The following is a 20,276-nucleotide window of genomic DNA, read 5'->3' as shown; positions in this document are numbered from 1 at the left end:
AGGCACCCTAGGGGAGGTCAACCATGCCCCGCGGCATGAAGAACGACAACTTCATCGACAAAACCTTCACCGTCCTGGCTGATCTAATCCTCAAGTTGCTGCCGGGGGTGAGTTCGGAGGAGAAGAAAGCCTTTGCCTACTACCGAGACGGCATGGCGGCCCAAAGCGAAGGGGAATATGCCGAGGCCCTAGAAAACTACCGCGAGGCTTTGGCTTTAGAGAAGGACGACCAAGACCGCAGCTACATCCTCTACAACATGGGCCTGATTTACCAAAGCACGGGAGACCTGGACAAGGCCCTGGAGTACTACCACCAGGCCCTAGAGCTCAACCCCCGCCTCTGCTCTGCCCTCAACAACATTGCCGTTTTGCTGCACCACAAAGGTGAGCAGAGTCTGCAAGCTGGGGATGAAGAAACGGCTGAGGCCCTATTTGACGAAGCTGCCCGATACTGGATCCGTGCCATTCGCATTGCCCCCAACAACTACATCGAGGCCCAAAACTGGCTCAAAACCACAGGGCGTGCCAACCTGGAGCTCTTTTGAGGTCTGGCTAAGGTAAACTCATCGGTAGCCCATAGGGCCAAGGAAGCAATGCTGACCCGCGAAGAAGTACGCCACGTCGCTCACCTGGCGCGGCTAGAGCTCACTGAGGAAGAGGAAATCCAGTTTACCCAGCAGCTAGCAGATATTCTGGCCTACGTAGAACAGCTTAAAGAGCTGGACACTGAAGGCGTAGAGCCTACTTTCCATGTCCTCGATATCGAGCTGCCCACTCGCCCCGATGAGGTGGAGCCCTACGCCAATGTCGAGGGGATCCTAGCTAACGCCCCCGACCGCGTCGACATGTTCTTCAAGGTGCCCCGCATTTTGGAAGAGGAAAGCTAAAAGCTGCACTCTTGCCGGCCTTCGCCCTAGCGCCAGAGGGCGAACTTTCTGGGGGCTTTGCTACCAACCCCCTTATGCCAGCAAATGCAAGGAGAAGCCTCAGCTCTCCTCTGCGGGGATGGCCTTGACCAGCTACTCCACCCCCTCGATCCGGTCTTCCACTTCCTGATACAGCTCCTGCAGGAGCTCGATGTTGGCTTGGGAAGTTTGCCAGTAGCCACGCCCATGCACCTCCAGGAGGGTGCCGACGATGCGCCGGAAGGAGTGGGGGTTGAGGTTCATGAGGCGCTGCCGCATTGCCTCGTCCTTGATAAAGGTCTCGTTGGCCTCCTCATAGATCCAGTTGTCCACCGCACCTGCCGTGGCCGACCAGCCAGAGGTGTTCACCAGCCGCTTGGCAATCTCCCGCACCCCTTCGTAGCCGTGCTTGAGCATGCCCTCATACCACTTGGGGTTGAGGAGCTTGGTGCGAGCGTCCAGGCGAATGGTCTCGCTCAGGGTGCGGATCTGGGCATTGGGCGTGGTGGTATCGGCAATGTAGGCTGAGGGAGCCTTGCCGTCGGGGCGCAGGCTCTGCACCAGTTTGGTGGGATCCGCATCAAAGTAGTGGCTGACGTCTGTCAGACTAATCTCCGACGAATCTAGGTTTTGGAAGGTTACATCCACCGTCTTCAGGCTGGCCTCAAAAAGCTGCCGCATCTGCTGGTTGGGCAAATTGGAGCCGAAGGCAAAGGACTTGCGGGATAGGTACATCTCCCGCAGCTCGCTTTCGTCCTCCCAAGAGCTGTTTTCCACGGCCAGGCTGATGTTGGCCGAGTAGGAGCCAGAAGCGTTGGAAAAGACCCGCGTTGCCGCCTGCTCCAGAGTCAGCCCCAATTCTTCTGCCTGCTGTAGGGCATGCTTGCGCACAAAGTTCAGCTCCAGCGGCTCATCGGCTAGGGCTGCTAGCTTCACTGCCCGGTCGAGAAGGGCCATTTGGTTGACAAAGAGATCCCGGAACACCCCGGAACAGTTCACCACCACGTCAATGCGGGGCCGCCCCAGCTCCTCCAGGGGGATGAGCTCCACTTTGTTTACCCGCCCCAGGGCATCTGGCTTAGGACGCACCCCCAGCAGGCAGAGCACCTGCGCCAGCGACTCGCCGTAGGTCTTGATGTTGTCCGTGCCCCAGAGCACCACTGAGATGGTCTCCGGGTACCTGCCGCCGTTGGCGCTCAGCTCCCGCGCCAGCAGCCGTTCCACCACAATCTCCGCCGACTTGATGGCCGCTGCCGTGGGGATGGACTGGGGATCCAAAGCATGGATGTTGCGCCCAGTTGGCAAGACGTTGGGGTTGCGGATGGGATCTCCTCCCGGCCCCGGTGGGATGTACTCCCCTTCCAAGGCCCGCAGCAGCGATCCCAGCTCATAATCTGCCGTAATTTGCTTGAGGCACTCTTCCAGAAACTCAAACAAAGGCTTGAGCAGGTCTGGATCCACCTGGGGGTAGCCTGCCTCCTTCAGGGCCACCAGCCAAGGCGCTTGCCGTCCCATGTTGAAGAAGTTGAGCTTGGCCACGCGCGAGACCCGCCCCTGGGCGTCGGTCTGTTCCCGCACGAGCGCGGCCACTGCTTTATGGCAGGCCTTGTTGATGCGATCCAGCAGCTCTGTATCCGCCAGGTGCCCCCGATCCCGGTTGCGGTAGATTTCGTCGATATCCCGCCCCAGGCTCTGGGCAATGATGCGGGGTAGGCCGAGGATCCCTTCCTCCGGCCGGTCAATGCTGGCAATGCTTACCAAGGTGGCAATCGCCTCTTCCGCCGTGGGGGGCGCCCCAATCACATGCAGCCCACAGGGCAACAGCCGCGACTCAATCTCCATCAGCTTGGCGTAGAGCTTGCCCACCACCGTGTCCCGTTCCTCTAGGGTGAGCTGGGCAGCGTCCACCGTCGGCAGCTCCACGTCTTTGTCTAGGTTGACTAGCCGCGCCTTGTCGCAGATGGCGTTGACAATGGCAATGCCCCGCGCCCCCTCCCGCAGGGTTTGGTAAGAGCCAATCAGGTCCCGCAGCTCCTGCAGCCCCTTGTAGAGGCCAGCGTTTTCTGCTGGCGGTGTCAGGTAGCTGATGGTGCAGGCATAGCCGCGCCGCTTGGCAATGGTGGCCTCGCTGGGGTTGTTGGCAGCGTAGTAGTAAAGGTTAGGCAGGGATCCAATCAGGTTATCCGGGTAGCACTCGCTGGACATGCCAATCTGCTTGCCCGGCATGAACTCGAGAGACCCGTGGGTGCCAAAGTGGATGACCACGTCGGCTTTCCAAACTTTTTCCAGGTAGGTGTAGTAGGCGGCAAAGCCATGGTGGGGACTGGCCGACCTGGAAAAAAGTAGCCGCATGGGATCCCCTTCGTAGCCAAAGGTGGGCTGCACCCCGATGAACACGTTGCCAAAGTGCTTGCCGTAAATCAGTAGATTTTGCCCATCGGTGTTCAGGTGCCCTGGAGCTGGCCCCCAGTATTTCTCAATGGCTTTGACGTAGGGGGTCAGGGCCTCGTACTCCCGCACCGACAGCTTGGCCGCTACATTCAGCTCCGGGCTAGCGTACTGAGCTTGGGGATCGTGGAGGATAGACTCCATCAGCTCCTGGGGGGTTTTGGGCAGCTCTGGCCCCAGGTCGTAGCCATTGTGGGCCAGCGCCTGCATCACCCGGTGGATGGAGGCAAACACATCCAGGTAGGCGGCTGTTCCCACATTGCCTTTGTCGGGCGGAAAGCTGAAAATGGTGATGGCAATTTTCTTCTCTATCTTGGGCTTGCGCCGCAGATTGGCCCATTTAATGGCCCGCGCTGCAATCAGCTCAATCCGATCCTGCATCGCGTGAGCTTTGCCGGTGACGGCGTCCCGCCCCGAGAGGATGATTGGCTCAATGGCCCCGTCCAGCTCGGGAATGGCAACTTGCAGCGCCACCTGCACGGGGTGCAGGCCCAAGTCACTGTTGGCCCATTCCTCGGTGGATTGAAACACCAAGGGCAGGGCCACCATATAGGGGCGATTGAGCCGCTTGAGTGTCTCCACTGCCTTGGGGTGATCCTGCCGCGCCGGCCCGCCCACTAGGGCAAACCCGGTTAGCGACACCACTACATCCACAATGGGCGCCGTCTTTTGCTCGTTCCAGAAAAACTCGTTCACTGGCTTGGAGAAGTCCAAGCCGCCGGCAAACACCGGCACCACTCGCGCCCCGCGCGACTCCAGCTCTTGCACCATGGCAACATAGTGGGCATCGTCCCCCGTCACCAGGTGGGTGCGCTGCAGCACCAGCCCCACGCAGGGGGCCAAGGGATCCTTCACGTCTTCCGGCAGATCCTCGCGGGCATTGTACCAGTCCCAGTACTCCGCCAGGCTGGCAAACATTTGCGGCGCCAGCGGGTGCCAGATACCCATCTCCAAGTAGGTGACGGGCTCAGCAAAGGAGAGCTGCCCCCGCATCCCTGGCAGGTAGCGATCCGCCAGCATGAGCAAAAAGTTCTCCAGGTTCTCCCGGGATCCGCCCAGCCAGTACTGGAAGCTGAGCATGAAGTTACGGGCATCCTGCGCCTTGTCGAAGGGCAAGTACTTCAACACCTTGGGCAGGGTCTGCAGCAGCTTCAGCATCCCCTCTTGGAAGCTGGATCCCTGCTGGCGCTTGCGCATGAACTGGGCAATGGCGCTCTTGGACTGCCCTAGCTGCGCCATGGAGAAGGATCCCAGCTTATTAAGGCGCATCACCTCCGGCATGGAGGGGAAGACCACCACCGCATCCAGCCGCTCCCGCAGGGGCTCCACCGCCTGCACCACCTTCTGGGCAATGTCTTCGATAAAGATTAGGGATCCAATAAAGACGTTGGCTGTCTCCAGATCCCGCTGGAAAGCCTCATACCCCGAGGGATCCCGCAGCTCCTCCACCAAGTACCCCGACAGCTCCACCGCCAGCTTAGGGTTGTGGGCATTGATGCGCTGCACCGCCGCCGTCAGGGCGCTCTGATACTGCGGCTCCAACACCACGTACACCACCTTCATCAAGCGGCGATCCCCCACCTCAGCAGGGGCAACGTGGCGGGTGATGGGCTTAACCAGAGTAAACATGCGGTCGCTCTCCGTCCGGTGATGCAAACAGCCTACGGGTAAGCATTATCCCTTATGACCTGTTTCCCGTTCTACCCGAGAAACGGATCCCTGCTGGGGGCACGGAGGCAAGGCTGTAACAATTCGAAATAACCTTTGAGCCTCTGTAAGGGCAGAGGGATCTGATCACTCTGTGGGAGCCTTTCACGTTACCCTTAGCAAGGGAGCAGCGCAGTACGTTGTCTACGTTAAGGCTGCAGAGGATTGTTGAAGCAGAAGAGGATCGGCTAGGGTGAGTGAAGCGGAGTTAGCAGAACTTGTTTTGACTAAGCTTAAAGAAGCTGGGTTCGTAGTAACAGATGAAGGTAAGCTACGCCCTTCTGTCCTTGGTAAGGAGAGCTTGCGGCGGGTACACAGGCCTGCTCTTCAGTTAGAAATCGCTAACCGGCAAGATTGGCTTCGCCAATATCTTCCTAAATACCTCACCTTCTTCGCAGATGGTAACGAGATTATACCTGAGCGCATTGATCCGGTTTTAGTTGAGGTTACCAAACAGCAGCACCATGACCTCTTTCGCATAGCTCGGCTACTCTGGTCTATCCCGTTCTCCAAGGGATATGGGCGCCGCTCCCGGTTTCTAATCATAGACAAAGCTAATGACAAGCTGATCGGTCTGTTAGCTCTGCAGTCCCCGCCTCTTAGTTTTCCAGCTCGCGATCGTCTGTTTTGCTACCCCCCTAGCAAAAAAACGGAGATGGTTAACCAGACAATGGATATTCAAACTTTGGGTGCTGTGCCACCATATAACCGTCTCCTAGGTGGAAAACTGGTAGCGTTGGCAGCAGCGTCAAATGAGGTTCGACAAGCCTACTGGCACAAATACCTGGGTCGTGTAACTGAAATCGAACAGCGCATCCTAAAACCTCACCTAGTTGCACTTACAACCACAAGTGCTTTTGGAAGAAGTAGCCTGTATAACCGCCTGAGTTACAAAGGAATTCTTATAGCTAAGTCTATTGGCTATACCGAAGGATACGGAGCTTTTCACCTAGCGGAACTTTACCCACTATTCCGAGAGTTTTTAGAAAACCAAGGCATTTCGACTCGCGGTGGCTTTGGTAGTGGGCCAAGGCGGAAATGGCAAATAATAGTGAAAGCCCTCAGACGGCTAGGTCTTTCAGATCAGCTCCTCTACCATGGCATAAAGCGGGAAGTGTTTCTGTTTCGCCTGGTGGACAATCTGGAAGCATACATGGAAGGCCGTGACACTGAACCAATCTATCGCAATTTGCCATTCTCGGAACTGGTCGCCTGGTGGCGGGAGCGCTGGCTGCTGCCGCGAGCAGGGCGAGTGGATGGATGGCGGGCTTGGCGCAAAGAGGAAATCAAGAATATACTTCTGATGGAACAGAATAAGGCCACAGAGTAAAGATGGAGTAATTTGTAATGGAATCTGGAGAGCGTCCCTTTGGTGAACTTCCTGCTGCTTTAGTTGATGAGGCTCTCAAACGCACAGCGGATCTTGGTCAGAAACTGCTGGATAATTTTGAGCAAGTACGCACTCGTCGCGAGGAATGGCGAGAGGGCCTCAAGAGAGCAGGCTTGCTTCATCGCGATGCCGAGGTTCCCTATACGTCTGTTCCAACAACCTGCGGTGTAGATGGTTCCTATGCTGTTGAGCGATTGTTAGCCAGCGACCTGATTGCAGCAGCTGCTGTGGCTGTCGAAGGCTTGACGCCACCTTCAGAAACGCGCTACTGGCCCGAACCTCGCCACCGAATTTGGATAGAGACGGAGGCGCACGAAGCCGAAACGGGCACCATCCTGCGTGCTCTGATGATCGGTATGGAGTTAGAACTGGCAGCACAAGCGCCGCACGAGGTTGTCTTTATAGATGGCTCTCTCACGACCCCTCTCATTTACTTTAATCAGGCGCTGAACAAGAGTCAGGATGCTTTACATTTGCATACGACGGCCCGCTTTCTTGGGGGCGTGCTCTCGTTCCTGGAAGCTTACCGAACAGTATTGGCCTCAGCTCGAAGCGACCGTTGCTGGGTAGCGATACCCAAATATACGACAAGACGGGAAATTGGCCAGAAAATGGGCTGGCCTGATACCCACGACGATCGCGGACTTCTAAGTTTTGTGCTGGAGCCGGGTGAATACACAGGCCCTATGGTTCTCCAACAGCCTTCTCAACCCTGGCACTTGAATCTGGATCCACTCGCATCTAATCTCAAGCAAGAAGCAGAAGGCGTAACAAGGGAGATTGTTGCTCTACTGGATGAAATCCGGGTCGTTTATTATCGTCCTTATCCCTGGCTTCCCGCTCTTCGAGTGGAGATGAACCCGACGGTATCTGAAAATCGGGCGCGCCTGGCCACAGTGCTCCATGGCATTCGTCATCAATGCGGTACACCGGCGGTCATGGAGCCCTACCCCCTCTACATGGCGGATCGTATGGTCAAGCACTTGCCCAAGGCCATCCCTACGTTTCGGCAGGTTACCAGCCAGCATATCGCTGAGACGTATTTGGGGGACGTTAGTGAGGTTTTTCTAGGCCTGCATGGTTATCGCACCGAGTCAGGAGTCTGATCCTATGCCAACGAATAATCTTGATCAGCTTGTGGATGCAGCGGAACGGATTGGCGTGGTGGGGTCACCATCCTCTACCAGTGAATTGGCGCTGGACATCTTGGCCGGAGCCGTCAGCAAGAAGCTTGTGGGGGAACTGGCCCTGTTTCGCTATTACCAGGATGGGCTTTCTCATTATGCTTTGGGACAGATTACTGAGGTGAAACTGCGCAATGTCTGGCACGAAGACCCCACCATGCGCAGCCTGATTCGTCAGCGTGGGCGGGTGGATACAGTCAGCGAACGCCAGGATACCCATACAGGGGAGATGACGATCAGCGCCGTCTTCTCTGCTGAATCCAATGGCTACCGTCCCAGTATCCTGGGCACTGTCCCGGCTACAGGCACGCCCATTCATCTTGTCAATGATGCCGTTTTATCCGAATTGCTCTCGCCCTATCGTGACCAGCTTTTCTACCTGGGGCATGTCTATGGCTCAAAACCGCTTTTGCCCCTTTGGTTCAAACATTTCGACACTGGTCCCCAGGGTGCTGGCGAAGCCTACCATCTGGGCATTTTTGGCAAAACCGGTTCTGGAAAGTCGGTGCTGGCTAAGATGATCCTGCTGGCCTATGCCCGCTATCCCGGGATGGCACTCCTGGTCATTGATCCGCAGGGTGAATTTGCTAAAGAGGCGAGAGGTGAGGCAGTTCCAGGCGCATTCCAGTTGCGAATGAAAGAAGTCCTGGACAGGCTTGGAAAGCCGACCAATGTGCATAGCGTGAGGAATTTGGTGCTGGACCGGTGGAACTTGTTTGAACAGATCCTCTTGGAGTCAGGATTCTTTCAGCGGCTTGGCGTTAAAGCAGTCGAAAACCAGCGTCAGGCCGCAGAGGCCATAAGTGAGCAGTTGCAGAAAGACAGTGTACATCTTGCCGAGTTACACAAACGTGAGAGTTTCGATAAAGCGTGGGGATATTTGCAGGAAGAGCGTATTCAGGTGCGATTTTATGGTTCGAAGGAGGCTAGGGAACGAGTCCGTCAGCAGATGGCTGGTGCCAATCAGAATGACCTATATCAGACAATTTGGCTTCCTGTTACGCAACTGTTTCGTGAAAATCGATCAGGAGCACAGAAAGTAGAGCAGCTGTTGGCCAGCCTGTTTAACTCTGATCGAAATCAACGGCCTCTCGTCGTGATAGACTTGTCTATAGAACAGGCAACTCAAACTGCTGCGAGTTGGAATACACTCCCCCTTTTTGGTGGAGATCAATCCCAGCTGCAAAGTACTCCCTTGTTCTGGAATGAGACGATACAAGCGCTGGTGATCAAACGGCTATTGGAAGGTATTCGCACAGCGGCAGAATATGCCTATCGGCAAAGCCAAGGTCTCAACACACTGGTGCTGATAGATGAAGCTCACCGCCTTGCACCCCGTGAAGAACCTGAGAGTGAAGAGAAGAAAGCTGTACGGGGCATCTTGATTGATGCGGCACGCACCACTCGTAAGTACGGAGTAGGCTGGCTATTCATTAGCCAGACCCTATCCAGTCTGCACCGCGAAATTCTGGAGCAATTGCGCATCTTTTTCTTTGGTTTTGGTCTAGGTATGGGAGCTGAATTCAAGACATTGAGTGAGCTAGTAGGTGGGCGTAGCAAAGCCCTTGATCTCTATCAGCTATTCCGTGACCCACGCTCGTCCTTTGACACTGAAAGCCGAGAGTACTCATTTATGACCATTGGCCCAGTTTCTCCTCTCTCGTTTGCGGGTACACCGTTGTTCTTCAACGCTTTTAGCAATGCCGACGAGTTTTTAAGGGCCAACTTTAAGGGGATCCATCAACTACCTCCAAGTACACTAAGAAACCCAGCCCCCGGAAACGTGACTGCCTGATTCTAGAAGCAGTGACAGCGAGGCAGCCTGGCAAGCCACGGGGGCTATGCTAGGCCGGGAGGTTAGTCTTGAAGCTGAGATGCGCGCTCACTACCTACAACATGTGCCGTTTGAGGGTCTTGGCTACATAGAGTCTTGGCTTAGAGCCAAGGGATACCCTGTAACAGGCACAAAGTTTTTTGAATCGACGAGATTGCCGAGCCTGGATGAATTTGACATGCTCATCGTCATGGGTGGCCCTATGAGTGCCAATGACGAAAGCACGTTTCCTTGGCTAGGTCAGGAGAAAGAGTTTATCCGCAAGGCCATCGGGGCCGGCAAATCCATTTTGGGCATCTGTCTGGGGGCGCAACTGATTGCCAGCGCAATGGGGGCTCGGGTGTTTCCCAATCCTGTCAAGGAAATAGGCTGGTGGCCGGTGCAAGGGATCCAACCGGCTAACGAGCTGGCCTTTCGCTTCCCGCCTTTGATTGAGGTTTTTCACTGGCACGGGGAAACTTTCGAGCTGCCGCCCGGTGCAATTCACCTTGCCAAAAGCGAAGGCTGTGAGAATCAGGCCTTTCAGCTTGGACGCTCAGTGATCGGCCTCCAGTTTCACTTGGAAACCACGCCAGAACTGGTGCAAGGGCTTGTCTCCAACTGCTGCGACGAACTATTGCCATCTACCTATGTGCAGTCAGAGGCAGAAATCCTCTCAGCCTCCCCTGAGAAGTACCAAGCCATAAACTGTCTAATGGGCGAGGTCCTCTCCTTTCTCTGTCGTTGCAATCCCTAGCCCAGTGCCACGCTCTAGAGGGCGGCTAGATTTGTAAAATGCGGATCTGCAAGCCCAAGTTGCCAAGGAACTAGACGTGGGCCATCAAGTTCTAGGGCTGGGGATCGCAGGTCGGTCGGCTGCACGGCTGCTGCGAGCGCAAGGAAAAGAGGTTTGGGTCTGGGACGAGCAGGACTCGGAGATCTTGCGGCAACGGCAGGCGGATCTGGAACGAGAGGGGATCTCTGTCCAGCTGGGCCAGCCTTTTCAACTGCTGCCAGGGGTGGAGCAAGTGGTGGTTAGCCCCGGCATTGCCTGGGATCACCCGCTGCTGCAAGAGGCACGTCGGCAAGGGATCGAGGTGCTGGGAGAGGCAGAGCTGGCCTGGCAGTTCCTAGAGCATCTGCCTTGGGTGGGCATCACGGGCACCAACGGCAAAAGCACCACCACGGCCCTAGTGGCGGAGATGTTCAAGGCAGCAGGGCTAGAAGGGATCCCTTGCGGCAACATTGGCTTGCCCCTGTCCCAAGTGGCTCTGGAGACTTGGCAAGGGCAGCGTCGGCCAGATTGGATCGTGGCAGAGCTGAGCAGCTACCAACTAGAGGCCAGCAGCCGCCTGATGAAGAGCTCCCCCGGAGGCCCACCCCGCATTGGGGTGTGGACAACTTTCACCCCAGATCACCTAGAGCGGCACGGCACGCTGGAGCGCTATGCCAGCTTTAAGGCGCGGCTACTGGAGCGGGCCCAGTGGCGGGTGGTCAACGGTGAGGACCCCTACCTCTTTCGCCGGCGGCGAGACTGGGAAAATACCTACTGGGTTTCGCTGCAGGATCCACAAGCGGATGTCTTCCTGCGAGGGAGCACGCTGTACATCCAGGGGGAAGCGGTGGCGGAGCTGGAGGACTTTGCTGAGCGCTGCCCTGGCTCACACAACTTGCAAAACTTGCTCTTGGCAGCAGCGGCTGCTCATCTAGCCGGGATCCCCAACGCTGCCGTTCAAGCCGCCATCCGCTCTTTTGCCGGTATGCCCCATCGGCTGGAACGGGTGGCCCAAATCCAGGTGGGATCTACCCCCATCCGCTTTGTCAACGACAGCAAGGCCACCAACTACGAGGCCGGCTGGGTAGCGCTCAACGCCCTCTCCCCGCCCATTATCCTCATTGCCGGTGGAAGGGCCAAACAGGGGGATCCCTCGGCCTGGCTGCAGCTTATTCAGGCCAAGGTGGCCCGCGTGTTGCTCATTGGGGAGGCCGCTCCTAAGCTGGCCAAGGCTCTTCAGGAAATCCGCTATACTGACGTCGAGATCCTGCCGACCCTAGATGTGGCGGTGGAAAGGGCCTTTGCAGCCGCCTGCTCCCTAGCGCAAGCTCTAGCCAATCCAGCTCAGCCCATCACCGTTTTACTGTCGCCTGCTTGTGCCAGCTTCGACCAGTACCCCAGCTTCGAGCACCGTGGCCACCACTTCCGCGCCTGCTGCCAAGCCCTGGTGGGATTCCTGGAACGCTGAAGCGCGCTGGCTGCGTTGGCTGACGCTGGTCTGGCTGGGGATAGGGCTGGCGGTATTGTTTTCGGCCTCCTACCCGGTGGCGCAGCAGACTACCGGCGATGGCCTCTACTTTTTTAAGCGCCAGTTGCTTTGGGCGGGGCTGGGGCTGGCCTGCTTCACCCTCTTGGTGCGTATCCCCTTGCAGCGCTGGTTCCCCTGGGCCGGGATCCTCTGCCTGCTGGGCATTGGCTTGGTCTGGGCTACCCAGGTGCCGGGGCTAGGGGTTTCCCGCCTGGATGCCAGTCGCTGGCTGGATTTGAAGGTGATCCCTGTCATCCAGCCTTCGGAACTGCTCAAGCCCCTGCTGGTGCTCCAGGGAGCTTGGGTGTTTGGCCGTTGGTTCGAGCATCCCCGCTGGTTTCGTAGAGTCTGGGTTGGGCTCTTTGCTTTGGGGCTGCTGGGGATCCTCACCCAGCCCAACTTGGGCACCACGGCCATTTGCAGTCTTACTCTCTGGGTTATGGCCTGGACGGCTGGGGTCCCCCTCTTCGCCCTTTTGGCTACGGCAGGCCTGGGGACGCTAGCAGCAGTGGTGAGCATCCTCAGCAAAGACTACCAACGGCGGCGCATCCTGGCTTTTTTGGATCCCTGGGGCAATGCCCGAGGAGATGGCTACCAGTTGGTGCAAAGCCTCTTGGCTATTGGCTCAGGGGGGTGGTGGGGCAAAGGCTACGGTCTTTCTCAACAAAAGCTGTTCTACTTGCCCATCCAGTACACGGACTTCATCTTTGCGGTCTATGCGGAGGAGTTTGGCCTAGTGGGATCCCTCTTCTTCCTGGTGCTGTTGGGCTCCTATACCTGGGTGAGCTTGCGAGTCATGTGGCGCTGCCCAGATCTGCCCACTCGTCTAGTGGCCTGTGGCTGCCTGATGTTCCTGGTGGGCCAGGCCTTGCTCAACATCGGCGTGGTGAGCGGGATGCTGCCAACTACAGGGGTGCCCCTGCCTCTAGTGAGCTACGGGGGTAGCTCGATTCTCTCGGCGCTGATCATGGCGGGACTGCTGGTGCGCGCTGCCCGCGAGGTCGGCTGACCGTTTTACTCGGCAGCCAGTAGATAGAGACTTTTGGGTTCAGATGGGATCAATCGGTACGGATCCGCTTGGTTAAGCTCTCGACAGAGGCGAGCAAAAGACTGGAGACCTTCAAGGCGCTCGGTGAGCTCGCTGAGGGTATCTAGGTATTCGGCTAAAGCAGCTTGGGAAAGGTGCCAAGACTTGTCCAGCTCCTGGAAATAGGTCATCTGAAACTCGACGGAAAGATTCTTTTCTCTGAGAAAGACCTGCTCTGGCGTAAGCCCTCGATCAAATGGGGAAAGACGAGCAATGCGCTGGATGCGTTCGCTAGAGATGCGGCCAGCGAAGCCAGGAGCCTTGTACGTATAGGCCGTCCGGAGCTGAGGCCGATCTGCTGGCAAGAGAGCTGCACACCACCTTTCGCTCAGTTCCCGGAAACGAGGGACCTCGAAGTTTAGGACATCAACAGCATCTTGAAGGTACCCATGTTTAAGCAGAAGCTGGGATTCCGCCGCTAGGGAAACTGCCCAACCCTTGAGAGCAATATCGCTGAGCAATAGGCAGTGGGCCTGGCGCTCAACAGGGATCTGATGGGCTTGGTCAGAGAAAAAAATTCGGATATTTCCTGTCCTTCCTCGATGCTGTTCTCGAGGTTAAGTAGCCACGACCTCAGCTCCTTATCACCTCTCGTAGAGGCCTTAATAAAGCTATAGCAGTCTTTAAAAAGAGAGCTGACCATCCACCGCCTGGTACTGGGATCTACATCCGACGCTTCAGAAGAGTTAGCTCCCCAGGCACATTGGGCATAAAAGAGTGCAATAGCAGAAAGAGGAACGATGCAAGGTGGCTCTGGAAGAGCCAGAATCTCCTGAATTTCCTCCCTCAGCTCCTCGATCCTTTGCTCTAGGGGGTTGTCGGTTTGATTCCGCATGTCAACCCTGTTGAGCAAGAAGACCGTCAAACTGGTTTGACCTCTGAGAAACTCTACGACATCCTTTAGCTCTCTCAAGAGAGTTTCCCGTCCTTGCCAATCTGTCTGAGAGTAATCCAGTGCAACAAAGCTAAAGCACTTGCTGACATGCTCTTGGATAATCCTAAGGCTTGTTCTATCTTGAATTGAGTTTAGGCCAGGCAAGTCATAAATCTCGACCTGTAAGCCCTCAGGCAGGCCTAACAGAAAAGGATTTCTGACCGGCAGCAGCGGACACTCAACGTCTACCTGAGGGATGCCCACCTCCGCTTCATCCCTCTTCTTCCTCTTCTTTCGCCGCTCTTGGTGGTAGGCCTCCATCGTCAGCTTGAGCCGGCTGTAGATTTCTTCGTCCCTTAGGTCTTCCCACGTGCCGCATTCCCAGGTGGCTCCTTCGGTATTGTGGATAACTAGCTTGCTCCGCTCGCCGTGCCTAATCCGCAGGATCCCGGCACTCATCTCCTGGGCCTCAATAGGCACGATTTTCCGGCCAATGAGGGCGTTCACAATAGTGGATTTACCCGAAGAGGTGGTGCCAATGGTGGCAATCCGGAAGGAGGGCTTCTGTAGGCGGGCAACAGCCTCTTCGTAGACAACCCGAAAGGCCTGCAGCTTCTCCAGCAGCACAGAGCTGCTAGTGACGTCGTGGTATTCGCTGAGGATCCCGGCAGCGAGGTTGCCAAGGGTGAACAGTGACTCTCTTGCGATCCGCAGGGCTACCGAGGGATCGTAGAATCAAGCCTGTGATGCGCTCCTTCAGATAGAGTTGAAGATGACATGCCGACAGCTCTCAAGCCGCTTCGCCGGCATTATAGTCATTATAGTCCTTTCGCTAGTACCGTGGTTCGTTTTCTTCGCATTTTTCAGCGTCCTTCTTGCCAGCAATGCTGATTTAGTAGCATAAAGAAATGGCTCTAAAATGCACATAGCCGCCGGCAGTTCTGGGGTCAACAAGAGGTAGTTTGCAAATGATGGATGGCTCTTTGCAATCTTTCTTCGCCTCTGCCAGCCAGGTGGGGCTGGGAGTAGCGGTCTTCCTGGCGCTGCTAACGCTGCTGGCCTGGATACGCAACTGGCCTTGGAAGTTTTCGCTAGTGGGCTACACAGCCTTTACCTTGGTTCTAACGGCAGGCTGTTTTGCCCTGAGCCTAGGGCCCATTTTCCGCTCCCGCATCCCCGGGGCTGCTCCTTACACCACTGTCTATGACCAAGGGGCGGAGCGGGCGGTCATTGCCGTTAGCCCAGATATCACCCCGGAGCAACTGATCCTTACGCTGAAGCAGGCAGCTAGCGATCTGGCCTCCCCAGGTCGCTTCTCTACCGGCTCGCCAGTGTTTACCCTGCAGGCCCGCACTGTCATCCACCCCGAGCCGGGAGTCTCCGAGCCCTTACTTTTGGGCACGCTGCAACAGCCTTTGGGGAAACGCCTGCGCACCCCGGAAGAACAACAGCAGCAGCAAATCCACCTGGAGGAAGAGGCCTTTGCTCGGCTGCGTAGGTTAGCCCAAGCTCAGGAGGCCGCCCCGCCCTCTGAGGGGACTTTGCAAGAGCCTCCCCTGGCCCAGTCCTGAGCCCTCAGCCAGCGGCGCAGATCTTGCCCTACTTGCTCAGGGATCTCCCAGGGAAAGAGGTGGGCCACGTTGGGATAGACAATGCAGGTGCACTGAGGGAGAAGGCGGGCCGTAGCTAGGCTGCTGGCAACAGTGATGTGGCAATCCTGCTCCGCAGCCAGAATCAAAACCGGTAGGTGCAGGCGGTGCAGCTCTCCCTCGCGGTTGTAGCCCTGTCGAAGGGCAGCGCGTAGGGCTTGGCGAGCCTGAGGAGAGGTATGCAGGTAAGCCGGCAAAGCTGCCTGGGCCAGGTAGCGATAGGTTCTCGGGGTATGTCTCTGGACTAGGTAGCGGTAGAGAGAGCGGCGGCCAAAGGTGTTGATGTTCCAACTCCAGCCGGGCCAAAGCCAGTTGAGCAGCGAAGCAATGCCGGTGTTGAGCTGATCCCAAAAATCGGTAGGGGGATGGTTGCTGCGGGGACAGGCAGCGCTGGCTACTAGGATCAAGCCTTTGACCCGCTGGGGTAGGCGCAAAGCCAACTCTAGGGCTAGGATCCCGCCCAAAGACCAGCCCAGTAGCAGACACTCCTGCCAGCCCAGGCGATCCAGCAGCTCCTGCAAGTCCTCCAAGTGGGCCGACATCTCAAAGGGATCCCGTACTTGCGAACGCCCGTAGCCGCGCAGATCTGGGGCCACACAGGGGTGCATCTCCGCCACCGCCTCGGCAAAAACTTCCATGCAGTCGGCATTGCCGGGATGGCCGTGGAGCAGCAAGATGGGCAGGGAAGGGATCCCTTCTCCCCAGGCCCGGTAGTAGAGCTGAAGGCCCATAGCTTAGGCGCTGGCCACCTTTTTTGGCGTCGGCTGCAGCTTCACCCCATTGGGAATGCAGATCAGGTTCTGATCCAGGATCTGCACAAACCCCTTCGAGCGCAGGGATCCCAGCAGGCGGGTTACCGTCACGCGGGTAGCGCCAATGGCATCCCCAATCTGGGCGTGGGTTAGAGTCCAGGGGAGGTACATCCCCTGGTCGCAGGGCTGGCCGTACTCCTCGATCAACAGGTTCAGGAAGCCCCTGAGGCGGTCAATGGCTCGACGCTGGCCCAGGTTGCCTAGCCAGAGCAACTTGCGCTGCAGTTGCTGGCGGAAGCTTTCCTGAATCTTCTGGTGGAGATAGGGCCACTGTTCTAAATCCTTCCAGTAAAACCACATCACCGTGGTGCGATCGACGTGGGTACAGGCTTTTAGCTCAAAGCGCTCTGGGTGGCTCACCTCAAAGGGCACGCCAGGTGTGATAAACCCAACAAAAACTTCCCGCCGCTCTGGCGTTTGGCTGACCAGGCGCACCACCCCCTCCTGGGGGATATACACCAGTCCCGGACGGGTGGGGATGCGCACATCTTTGGGAAAGGTGCGAGAGCGGTAGTGCTCCTCAGCCCACTGGCAGAGTTCTCGCCACTCCTGAGCTTCTGTTGCCGATGCAATGGAAACTAGGGACATGGGATAGACTTCCTGTCGATTGAGCAACCTCAGGGGCTACATCGGGCTCTTCCCTCCACCAAAGACGCCATTGGCAGCCCCCACAAGAGGAAGAAGACTAGCTTTACCTTAGCTTCATAATGACCCTCAAAATTTACTGAACGACACCGTACCTCTACGGATATTGTTCGTAAGACTACACTCAATGATAACATGCTAGACTGCGCTTCTCAGGCTTTGTCTTGGCTTCCGGACGGCTGTAGGCTTGGCAGCAGAGGGCATCATGGAGGCAGCCGAGCTTGGTCGAAGGGAAGGATGGCCAGGGATGGGTGAGGGGTGGCACTGATGAACATTCTCGTCAGCAACGATGACGGCATCCAAGCGGCCGGGGTGCGGTGTTTGGCGGCAGCGCTGGCTCAGATAGGCGGGCACCAGGTAACGGTGGTCTGTCCAGATCGGGAGCGCTCGGCCACGGGCCATGCCCTAACCTTGCACAAACCTCTAAGGCTGGAGCCGGTGCGGGAGGGGTTTCCGCCAGAGGTGCAAGCTTGGGCCTGTTCAGGCACCCCTTCGGACTGCGTCAAGCTGGGTTTGGATGGCCTGCTGCAGCATCCTCCCGACTGGGTGATTTCCGGCATCAACCAGGGGGCCAACTTGGGCACCGATGTGCTCTACTCGGGCACTGTCTCAGCGGCCATGGAAGGGCTGTTGGAAGGGATCCCCAGCCTGGCAGTGAGCCTGGCCAGCTTTACCCACCAGGATTTTCAGCCGGCGGCCCAGGTGGTGCTGACCCTGCTGGAGAAGCTGAGCCTGAAGCCCCTAGAGAAGCCAATGTTGTTGAACGTCAACGTGCCGCCGCTGGGGCTAGCTGAAATACGCGGCATGGTCTTGGCCCGCCTGGCCTGGCGCAAGTACACAGATCTCTACGAGAAACGAGTAGACCCCCGCGGCAAGGCTTACTACTGGCTGGCAGGAGAGGTGGTGGAAGAGGAGGTGGATCCCTGCTCTGATGTGCGGGCAGTTGCCGAGGGCTATGTGTCGATTACGCCCCTGCAGCCAGATCTGACGGCCTACGCAGCTTTCGACAGCCTGCAGCGCTGGGGACTCTCAACCTTTGGCTCTTGAAGCTTTGGCAGTCGATCCCCTTGCCAGGGGCCAAGAGGCCTCTAGCTGGCTCGCCCTAGCCTCGTAGGACTAGGGGGAAAAGGCTGTCAGTTCCAGCAGCCGTTCTGCCACGACCTGGGGAACGGGCATCACCGACAGTCGCGTGCCCCGCCGCACCACCTCTAGCTCTGCAGGGGTAAAAGTGGCCCGCAACTGGGCCAAAGGGATCAAGCGCTCAAAGGCAGCAACGAATTGCACTCGCACCGTGTACCAGCGGGGAGCTGCAGGGGTTGACTTGGGATCGTAGTAGGGGCTGGTGGGATCAAACTGGCTGGGATCCACCACCTGGGTTTCCACGATCTCCATTAAGCCGGCTATGCCGGGAGGGTTGGCGTTGGAGTGGTAGAAAAAGGCGCGATCCCCAGGCTGCATAGCCTTCAGGTAGTTGCGGGCTTGGTAGTTGCGCACGCCGTCCCAGAGAGTTTGGCCCTCCCGCTGCAGATCCCAGATGCTGTAGACGCTGGGCTCCGATTTCATCAGCCAGTAGTTCATAGGGCTTGGGAAAAGCCGAGGTCTAGGTGCGGGCCAGGGATCCGGCCACAAAGTCCACGAAGTTTTGCAAGATCTTCAAACCAACCGGGCCGGACTTTTCCGGGTGAAACTGGGTGGCCAACACAGCGCCGCGGGCAATGGCGGCCACACAGGTTTGGCTGCCGTGCTGAGTGGTGGCGGCCACCCAGCTTGGGTCGTGGGGCACCGCGTGGTAGGAGTGAACAAAATAGACCCAGGCTTGGTCAGGGATCCCTGCCCAAAGGGGAGACTGGGGCTGGGTGAGGTGCAACTGGTTCCAGCCCATGTGGGGGATGCGCAGGCCTGGCTCTGGTCGAAAGCGTTGCACCCGTCCTGGCACGATGCCCAGCCCTGGCTCGTTTCCCTCTTCGCTGCTTTCAAACAAAACCTGCAGCCCAAGGCAGATGCCCAGGAAGGGCTGCTGCCGCTCCACTGCCGCTCGGAGGGCTTCCACAAAGCCCCGCGCCCGCAACTGCTGCATGGCTGGGTCGAAAGCCCCATCTCCCGGCAGGACGACGCCATCAAAAGCCTCTAGGCCGTCCGGCTCTGTTACTAGCTGCACCTCGGCCCCGGCCCGCTCCAGCCCTTTGCAAGCTGAATGCAAGTTGCCGGCATCATAGTCGATCACCGCCAGGCGCACGGCTTTCATGGATCCTTATCAAGGGCCTATCAGTAGAGTGGTTCTATGGCAGTCGCAGCACCTACGGAAGAGCTGACCCCCTCCGCTCAGCTTGGCTGGCCGAAGGCTGCCTACCTGCACATCCCCTTCTGTCGGCAGCGCTGCCACTACTGCGATTTTGCCACTGGCCTGGGCACCCGCGAGCTCATAGAAACCTATGTGCAGAGGCTCTGCCAGGAGATCGGTGGCGCCTATCGCTACCGCCATTTGGCCGGGGATCCCCAACCCTTGACCAGCATTTTTTTCGGCGGCGGCACTCCCTCCCTGCTGACGGTGGAGCAATTGGGCCGGATCTTGGCTCAACTTAGGGAGCGGATCCCGTTTCATCCCGACTGCGAGATTTCGCTTGAGGCCAACCCCGGCACCTTGACGCGGGAGCAGTTGGCGGGCTACCGGGACCTGGGGGTCAACCGCATTAGCTTGGGAGCCCAGGCGTTTCAGGCAGAGCTGCTGGCCGCCTGCGGTCGCCTACACGGAGTGGAAGCAATTTATGAAGCTGTGGCCGACTTGAAGGCGGTGGGCTTTGAGAACTTCAACCTGGACTTGATCTTCGGGCTGCCCTACCAAACTTTGGAACATTGGCAGGAGTCCCTGCAAGCTGTTCTTGAAATCAACCCGGCCCACGTCTCCGTTTACGATCTCACCCTCGAGCCCGAAACTCGCTTTGGCCGGCTGTACCGGCCGGGGGAGGCGCCCCTGCCCAGCGAAGAGGCGACCGTTGAAATGTACTTGATGGCCCGGCGTCTCCTCACCCAGGCAGGCTATATCCACTACGAGATCTCCAATTTTGCCCGCCCTGGGTATGCCTGTCGCCACAACCGGGTGTACTGGGAAAATCGCCCCTACTTTGGCTTTGGCATGGGATCTGTCGGCTACGAAGGGGGGCGGCGCATTCACCAGCCGAGGACTCTCCACAAGTATTTTGAACAGGTCAAAGCCCAAGTTCACCCCCTCCCGCCGCCAGCTTCTCTAGAAGAAACCTGGATGGATACGGTGATGTTGGGGCTGCGCCTCCAGGAAGGGCTGGATTTGGCAACTTTACAGGAGCGCTTTGGCAGCAGGAGGGTAGAGCAGGCTCTGCAGAGGCTGGATCCCTACTTTGAAAAAGGTTGGGCCAGTTGCGAAGGGGGACGGCTACGGCTAGTCCCGCCCGAGGGCTGGCTGTTTTCCAACGAGATTATTGA

18 protein-coding genes are annotated in these 20,276 nt (G+C 57.6%); 11 read left to right on the top strand and 7 right to left on the bottom strand.

Annotated elements, in window-relative coordinates; all coding sequences use genetic code 11:
* Nucleotides 1–23 precede the first annotated feature (23 nt).
* Both NW860_RS10230 and gatC read left to right on the top strand, forming a co-directional pair.
* The gene (locus tag NW860_RS10230; protein ID WP_414396804.1) at nt 24–545 is read left to right on the top strand and encodes a photosystem I assembly protein Ycf3; all 522 of its coding nucleotides are present in this window, start codon (nt 24–26) and stop codon (nt 543–545) included.
* A gap of 48 nt (nt 546–593) precedes the next feature.
* Nucleotides 594–887 (top strand): Asp-tRNA(Asn)/Glu-tRNA(Gln) amidotransferase subunit GatC, encoded by a 294-nt coding sequence (gene gatC / locus NW860_RS10225; protein ID WP_414396802.1) that lies wholly within the window; start codon nt 594–596, stop codon nt 885–887.
* Between the two features lie 132 nt (nt 888–1,019).
* Here the strand turns inward: gatC and NW860_RS10220 are convergent, their stop codons facing one another.
* Nucleotides 1,020–4,982 (bottom strand): magnesium chelatase subunit H, encoded by a 3,963-nt coding sequence (locus tag NW860_RS10220; protein WP_414514008.1) that lies wholly within the window; start codon nt 4,980–4,982, stop codon nt 1,020–1,022.
* A gap of 271 nt (nt 4,983–5,253) precedes the next feature.
* On the opposite strand from NW860_RS10220, the gene NW860_RS10215 reads away from it, so the two are divergent.
* The 6 genes from NW860_RS10215 (at nt 5,254) to NW860_RS10190 (ending at nt 12,759) form a co-directional block, all read left to right on the top strand.
* Nucleotides 5,254–6,390 (top strand): Druantia anti-phage system protein DruA, encoded by a 1,137-nt coding sequence (locus tag NW860_RS10215; RefSeq protein WP_414405050.1) that lies wholly within the window; start codon nt 5,254–5,256, stop codon nt 6,388–6,390.
* A gap of 17 nt (nt 6,391–6,407) precedes the next feature.
* Entirely contained in the window at nt 6,408–7,556 is a 1,149-nt protein-coding gene (locus NW860_RS10210) for a DNA double-strand break repair nuclease NurA (RefSeq protein ID WP_414514006.1), read from the top strand.
* Entirely contained in the window at nt 7,528–9,429 is a 1,902-nt protein-coding gene (locus NW860_RS10205; protein WP_414514004.1) for an ATP-binding protein, read from the top strand. Before NW860_RS10210 ends, NW860_RS10205 begins: the two co-directional genes overlap by 29 nt.
* A 193-nt stretch (nt 9,430–9,622) precedes the next feature.
* Nucleotides 9,623–10,204: a type 1 glutamine amidotransferase gene (locus NW860_RS10200; protein ID WP_414514002.1), complete on the top strand. Its 582-nt coding sequence runs from the start codon at nt 9,623–9,625 to the stop codon at nt 10,202–10,204.
* A gap of 76 nt (nt 10,205–10,280) precedes the next feature.
* Complete coding sequence (gene murD / locus NW860_RS10195) at nt 10,281–11,690, top strand: UDP-N-acetylmuramoyl-L-alanine--D-glutamate ligase (protein WP_414514000.1); 1,410 nt, start codon at nt 10,281–10,283, stop codon at nt 11,688–11,690.
* Nucleotides 11,635–12,759 (top strand): FtsW/RodA/SpoVE family cell cycle protein, encoded by a 1,125-nt coding sequence (locus NW860_RS10190; protein ID WP_414513998.1) that lies wholly within the window; start codon nt 11,635–11,637, stop codon nt 12,757–12,759. Before murD ends, NW860_RS10190 begins: the two co-directional genes overlap by 56 nt.
* A gap of 5 nt (nt 12,760–12,764) precedes the next feature.
* Here NW860_RS10190 and NW860_RS10185 read toward each other — a convergent pair whose 3' ends face one another.
* Together NW860_RS10185 and NW860_RS10180 are read right to left on the bottom strand one after the other, a co-directional pair.
* Nucleotides 12,765–13,142, bottom strand: a complete 378-nt coding sequence (locus tag NW860_RS10185; RefSeq protein WP_414513996.1) for a hypothetical protein — start codon at nt 13,140–13,142, stop codon at nt 12,765–12,767.
* A 113-nt stretch (nt 13,143–13,255) separates the two neighbouring features.
* Nucleotides 13,256–14,338 (bottom strand): dynamin family protein, encoded by a 1,083-nt coding sequence (locus NW860_RS10180; RefSeq protein ID WP_414513994.1) that lies wholly within the window; start codon nt 14,336–14,338, stop codon nt 13,256–13,258.
* A gap of 344 nt (nt 14,339–14,682) precedes the next feature.
* Between NW860_RS10180 and NW860_RS10175 the strand changes: the two genes are divergently transcribed.
* Complete coding sequence (locus NW860_RS10175; protein ID WP_414513992.1) at nt 14,683–15,282, top strand: Ycf51 family protein; 600 nt, start codon at nt 14,683–14,685, stop codon at nt 15,280–15,282.
* Here NW860_RS10175 and NW860_RS10170 read toward each other — a convergent pair.
* Nucleotides 15,222–16,091: an alpha/beta fold hydrolase gene (locus tag NW860_RS10170; RefSeq protein WP_414513990.1), complete on the bottom strand. Its 870-nt coding sequence runs from the start codon at nt 16,089–16,091 to the stop codon at nt 15,222–15,224. The genes NW860_RS10175 and NW860_RS10170 overlap by 61 nt on opposite strands.
* Before the next feature lie 3 nt (nt 16,092–16,094).
* Complete coding sequence (locus NW860_RS10165; protein WP_414411999.1) at nt 16,095–16,760, bottom strand: Crp/Fnr family transcriptional regulator; 666 nt, start codon at nt 16,758–16,760, stop codon at nt 16,095–16,097.
* 324 nt (nt 16,761–17,084) lie between these two features.
* On the opposite strand from NW860_RS10165, the gene surE reads away from it, so the two are divergent.
* Nucleotides 17,085–17,864 carry a 5'/3'-nucleotidase SurE gene (surE, locus tag NW860_RS10160; protein ID WP_414405038.1) on the top strand — a complete coding sequence of 260 codons (780 nt, stop codon included), beginning with the start codon at nt 17,085–17,087 and terminating at the stop codon, nt 17,862–17,864.
* 69 nt (nt 17,865–17,933) lie between these two features.
* On the opposite strand, the gene NW860_RS10155 is transcribed toward surE, so the two are convergent.
* Nucleotides 17,934–18,395: an EVE domain-containing protein gene (locus tag NW860_RS10155; RefSeq protein WP_414396766.1), complete on the bottom strand. Its 462-nt coding sequence runs from the start codon at nt 18,393–18,395 to the stop codon at nt 17,934–17,936.
* A 22-nt stretch (nt 18,396–18,417) separates the two neighbouring features.
* The gene (gene hisH, locus NW860_RS10150; protein ID WP_414396764.1) at nt 18,418–19,062 is read right to left on the bottom strand and encodes an imidazole glycerol phosphate synthase subunit HisH; all 645 of its coding nucleotides are present in this window, start codon (nt 19,060–19,062) and stop codon (nt 18,418–18,420) included.
* Nucleotides 19,063–19,098: 36 nt separating this feature from the next.
* Between hisH and hemW the strand changes: the two genes are divergently transcribed.
* A partial coding sequence (gene hemW, locus NW860_RS10145) for a radical SAM family heme chaperone HemW (protein WP_414513987.1) occupies nt 19,099–20,276 on the top strand: 1,178 nt, incomplete at its 3' end.

It is taken from the genome of Synechococcus sp. F70.1, assembly GCF_047502745.1.
Taxonomy (GTDB): domain Bacteria; phylum Cyanobacteriota; class Cyanobacteriia; order Thermostichales; family Thermostichaceae; genus Thermostichus.
This window is presented reverse-complemented; position numbering and strand designations above follow the sequence as displayed.

Excerpts from the sequence above, each read along its gene's own strand:
- surE (WP_414405038.1), top strand. The coding sequence starts at position 17,085 with ATGAACATTCTCGTCAGCAACGATGACGGCATCCAAGCGGCCGGGGTG.
- NW860_RS10165 (WP_414411999.1), bottom strand. The coding sequence starts at position 16,760 with ATGTCCCTAGTTTCCATTGCATCGGCAACAGAAGCTCAGGAGTGGCGA.
- NW860_RS10210 (WP_414514006.1), top strand. The coding sequence starts at position 6,408 with ATGGAATCTGGAGAGCGTCCCTTTGGTGAACTTCCTGCTGCTTTAGTT.
- hisH (WP_414396764.1), bottom strand. The coding sequence starts at position 19,062 with ATGAAAGCCGTGCGCCTGGCGGTGATCGACTATGATGCCGGCAACTTG.
- NW860_RS10155 (WP_414396766.1), bottom strand. The coding sequence starts at position 18,395 with ATGAACTACTGGCTGATGAAATCGGAGCCCAGCGTCTACAGCATCTGG.
- NW860_RS10205 (WP_414514004.1), top strand. The coding sequence starts at position 7,528 with ATGGTTATCGCACCGAGTCAGGAGTCTGATCCTATGCCAACGAATAAT.
- NW860_RS10175 (WP_414513992.1), top strand. The coding sequence starts at position 14,683 with ATGGATGGCTCTTTGCAATCTTTCTTCGCCTCTGCCAGCCAGGTGGGG.
- gatC (WP_414396802.1), top strand. The coding sequence starts at position 594 with ATGCTGACCCGCGAAGAAGTACGCCACGTCGCTCACCTGGCGCGGCTA.
- NW860_RS10170 (WP_414513990.1), bottom strand. The coding sequence starts at position 16,091 with ATGGGCCTTCAGCTCTACTACCGGGCCTGGGGAGAAGGGATCCCTTCC.
- NW860_RS10230 (WP_414396804.1), top strand. The coding sequence starts at position 24 with ATGCCCCGCGGCATGAAGAACGACAACTTCATCGACAAAACCTTCACC.
- NW860_RS10220 (WP_414514008.1), bottom strand. The coding sequence starts at position 4,982 with ATGTTTACTCTGGTTAAGCCCATCACCCGCCACGTTGCCCCTGCTGAG.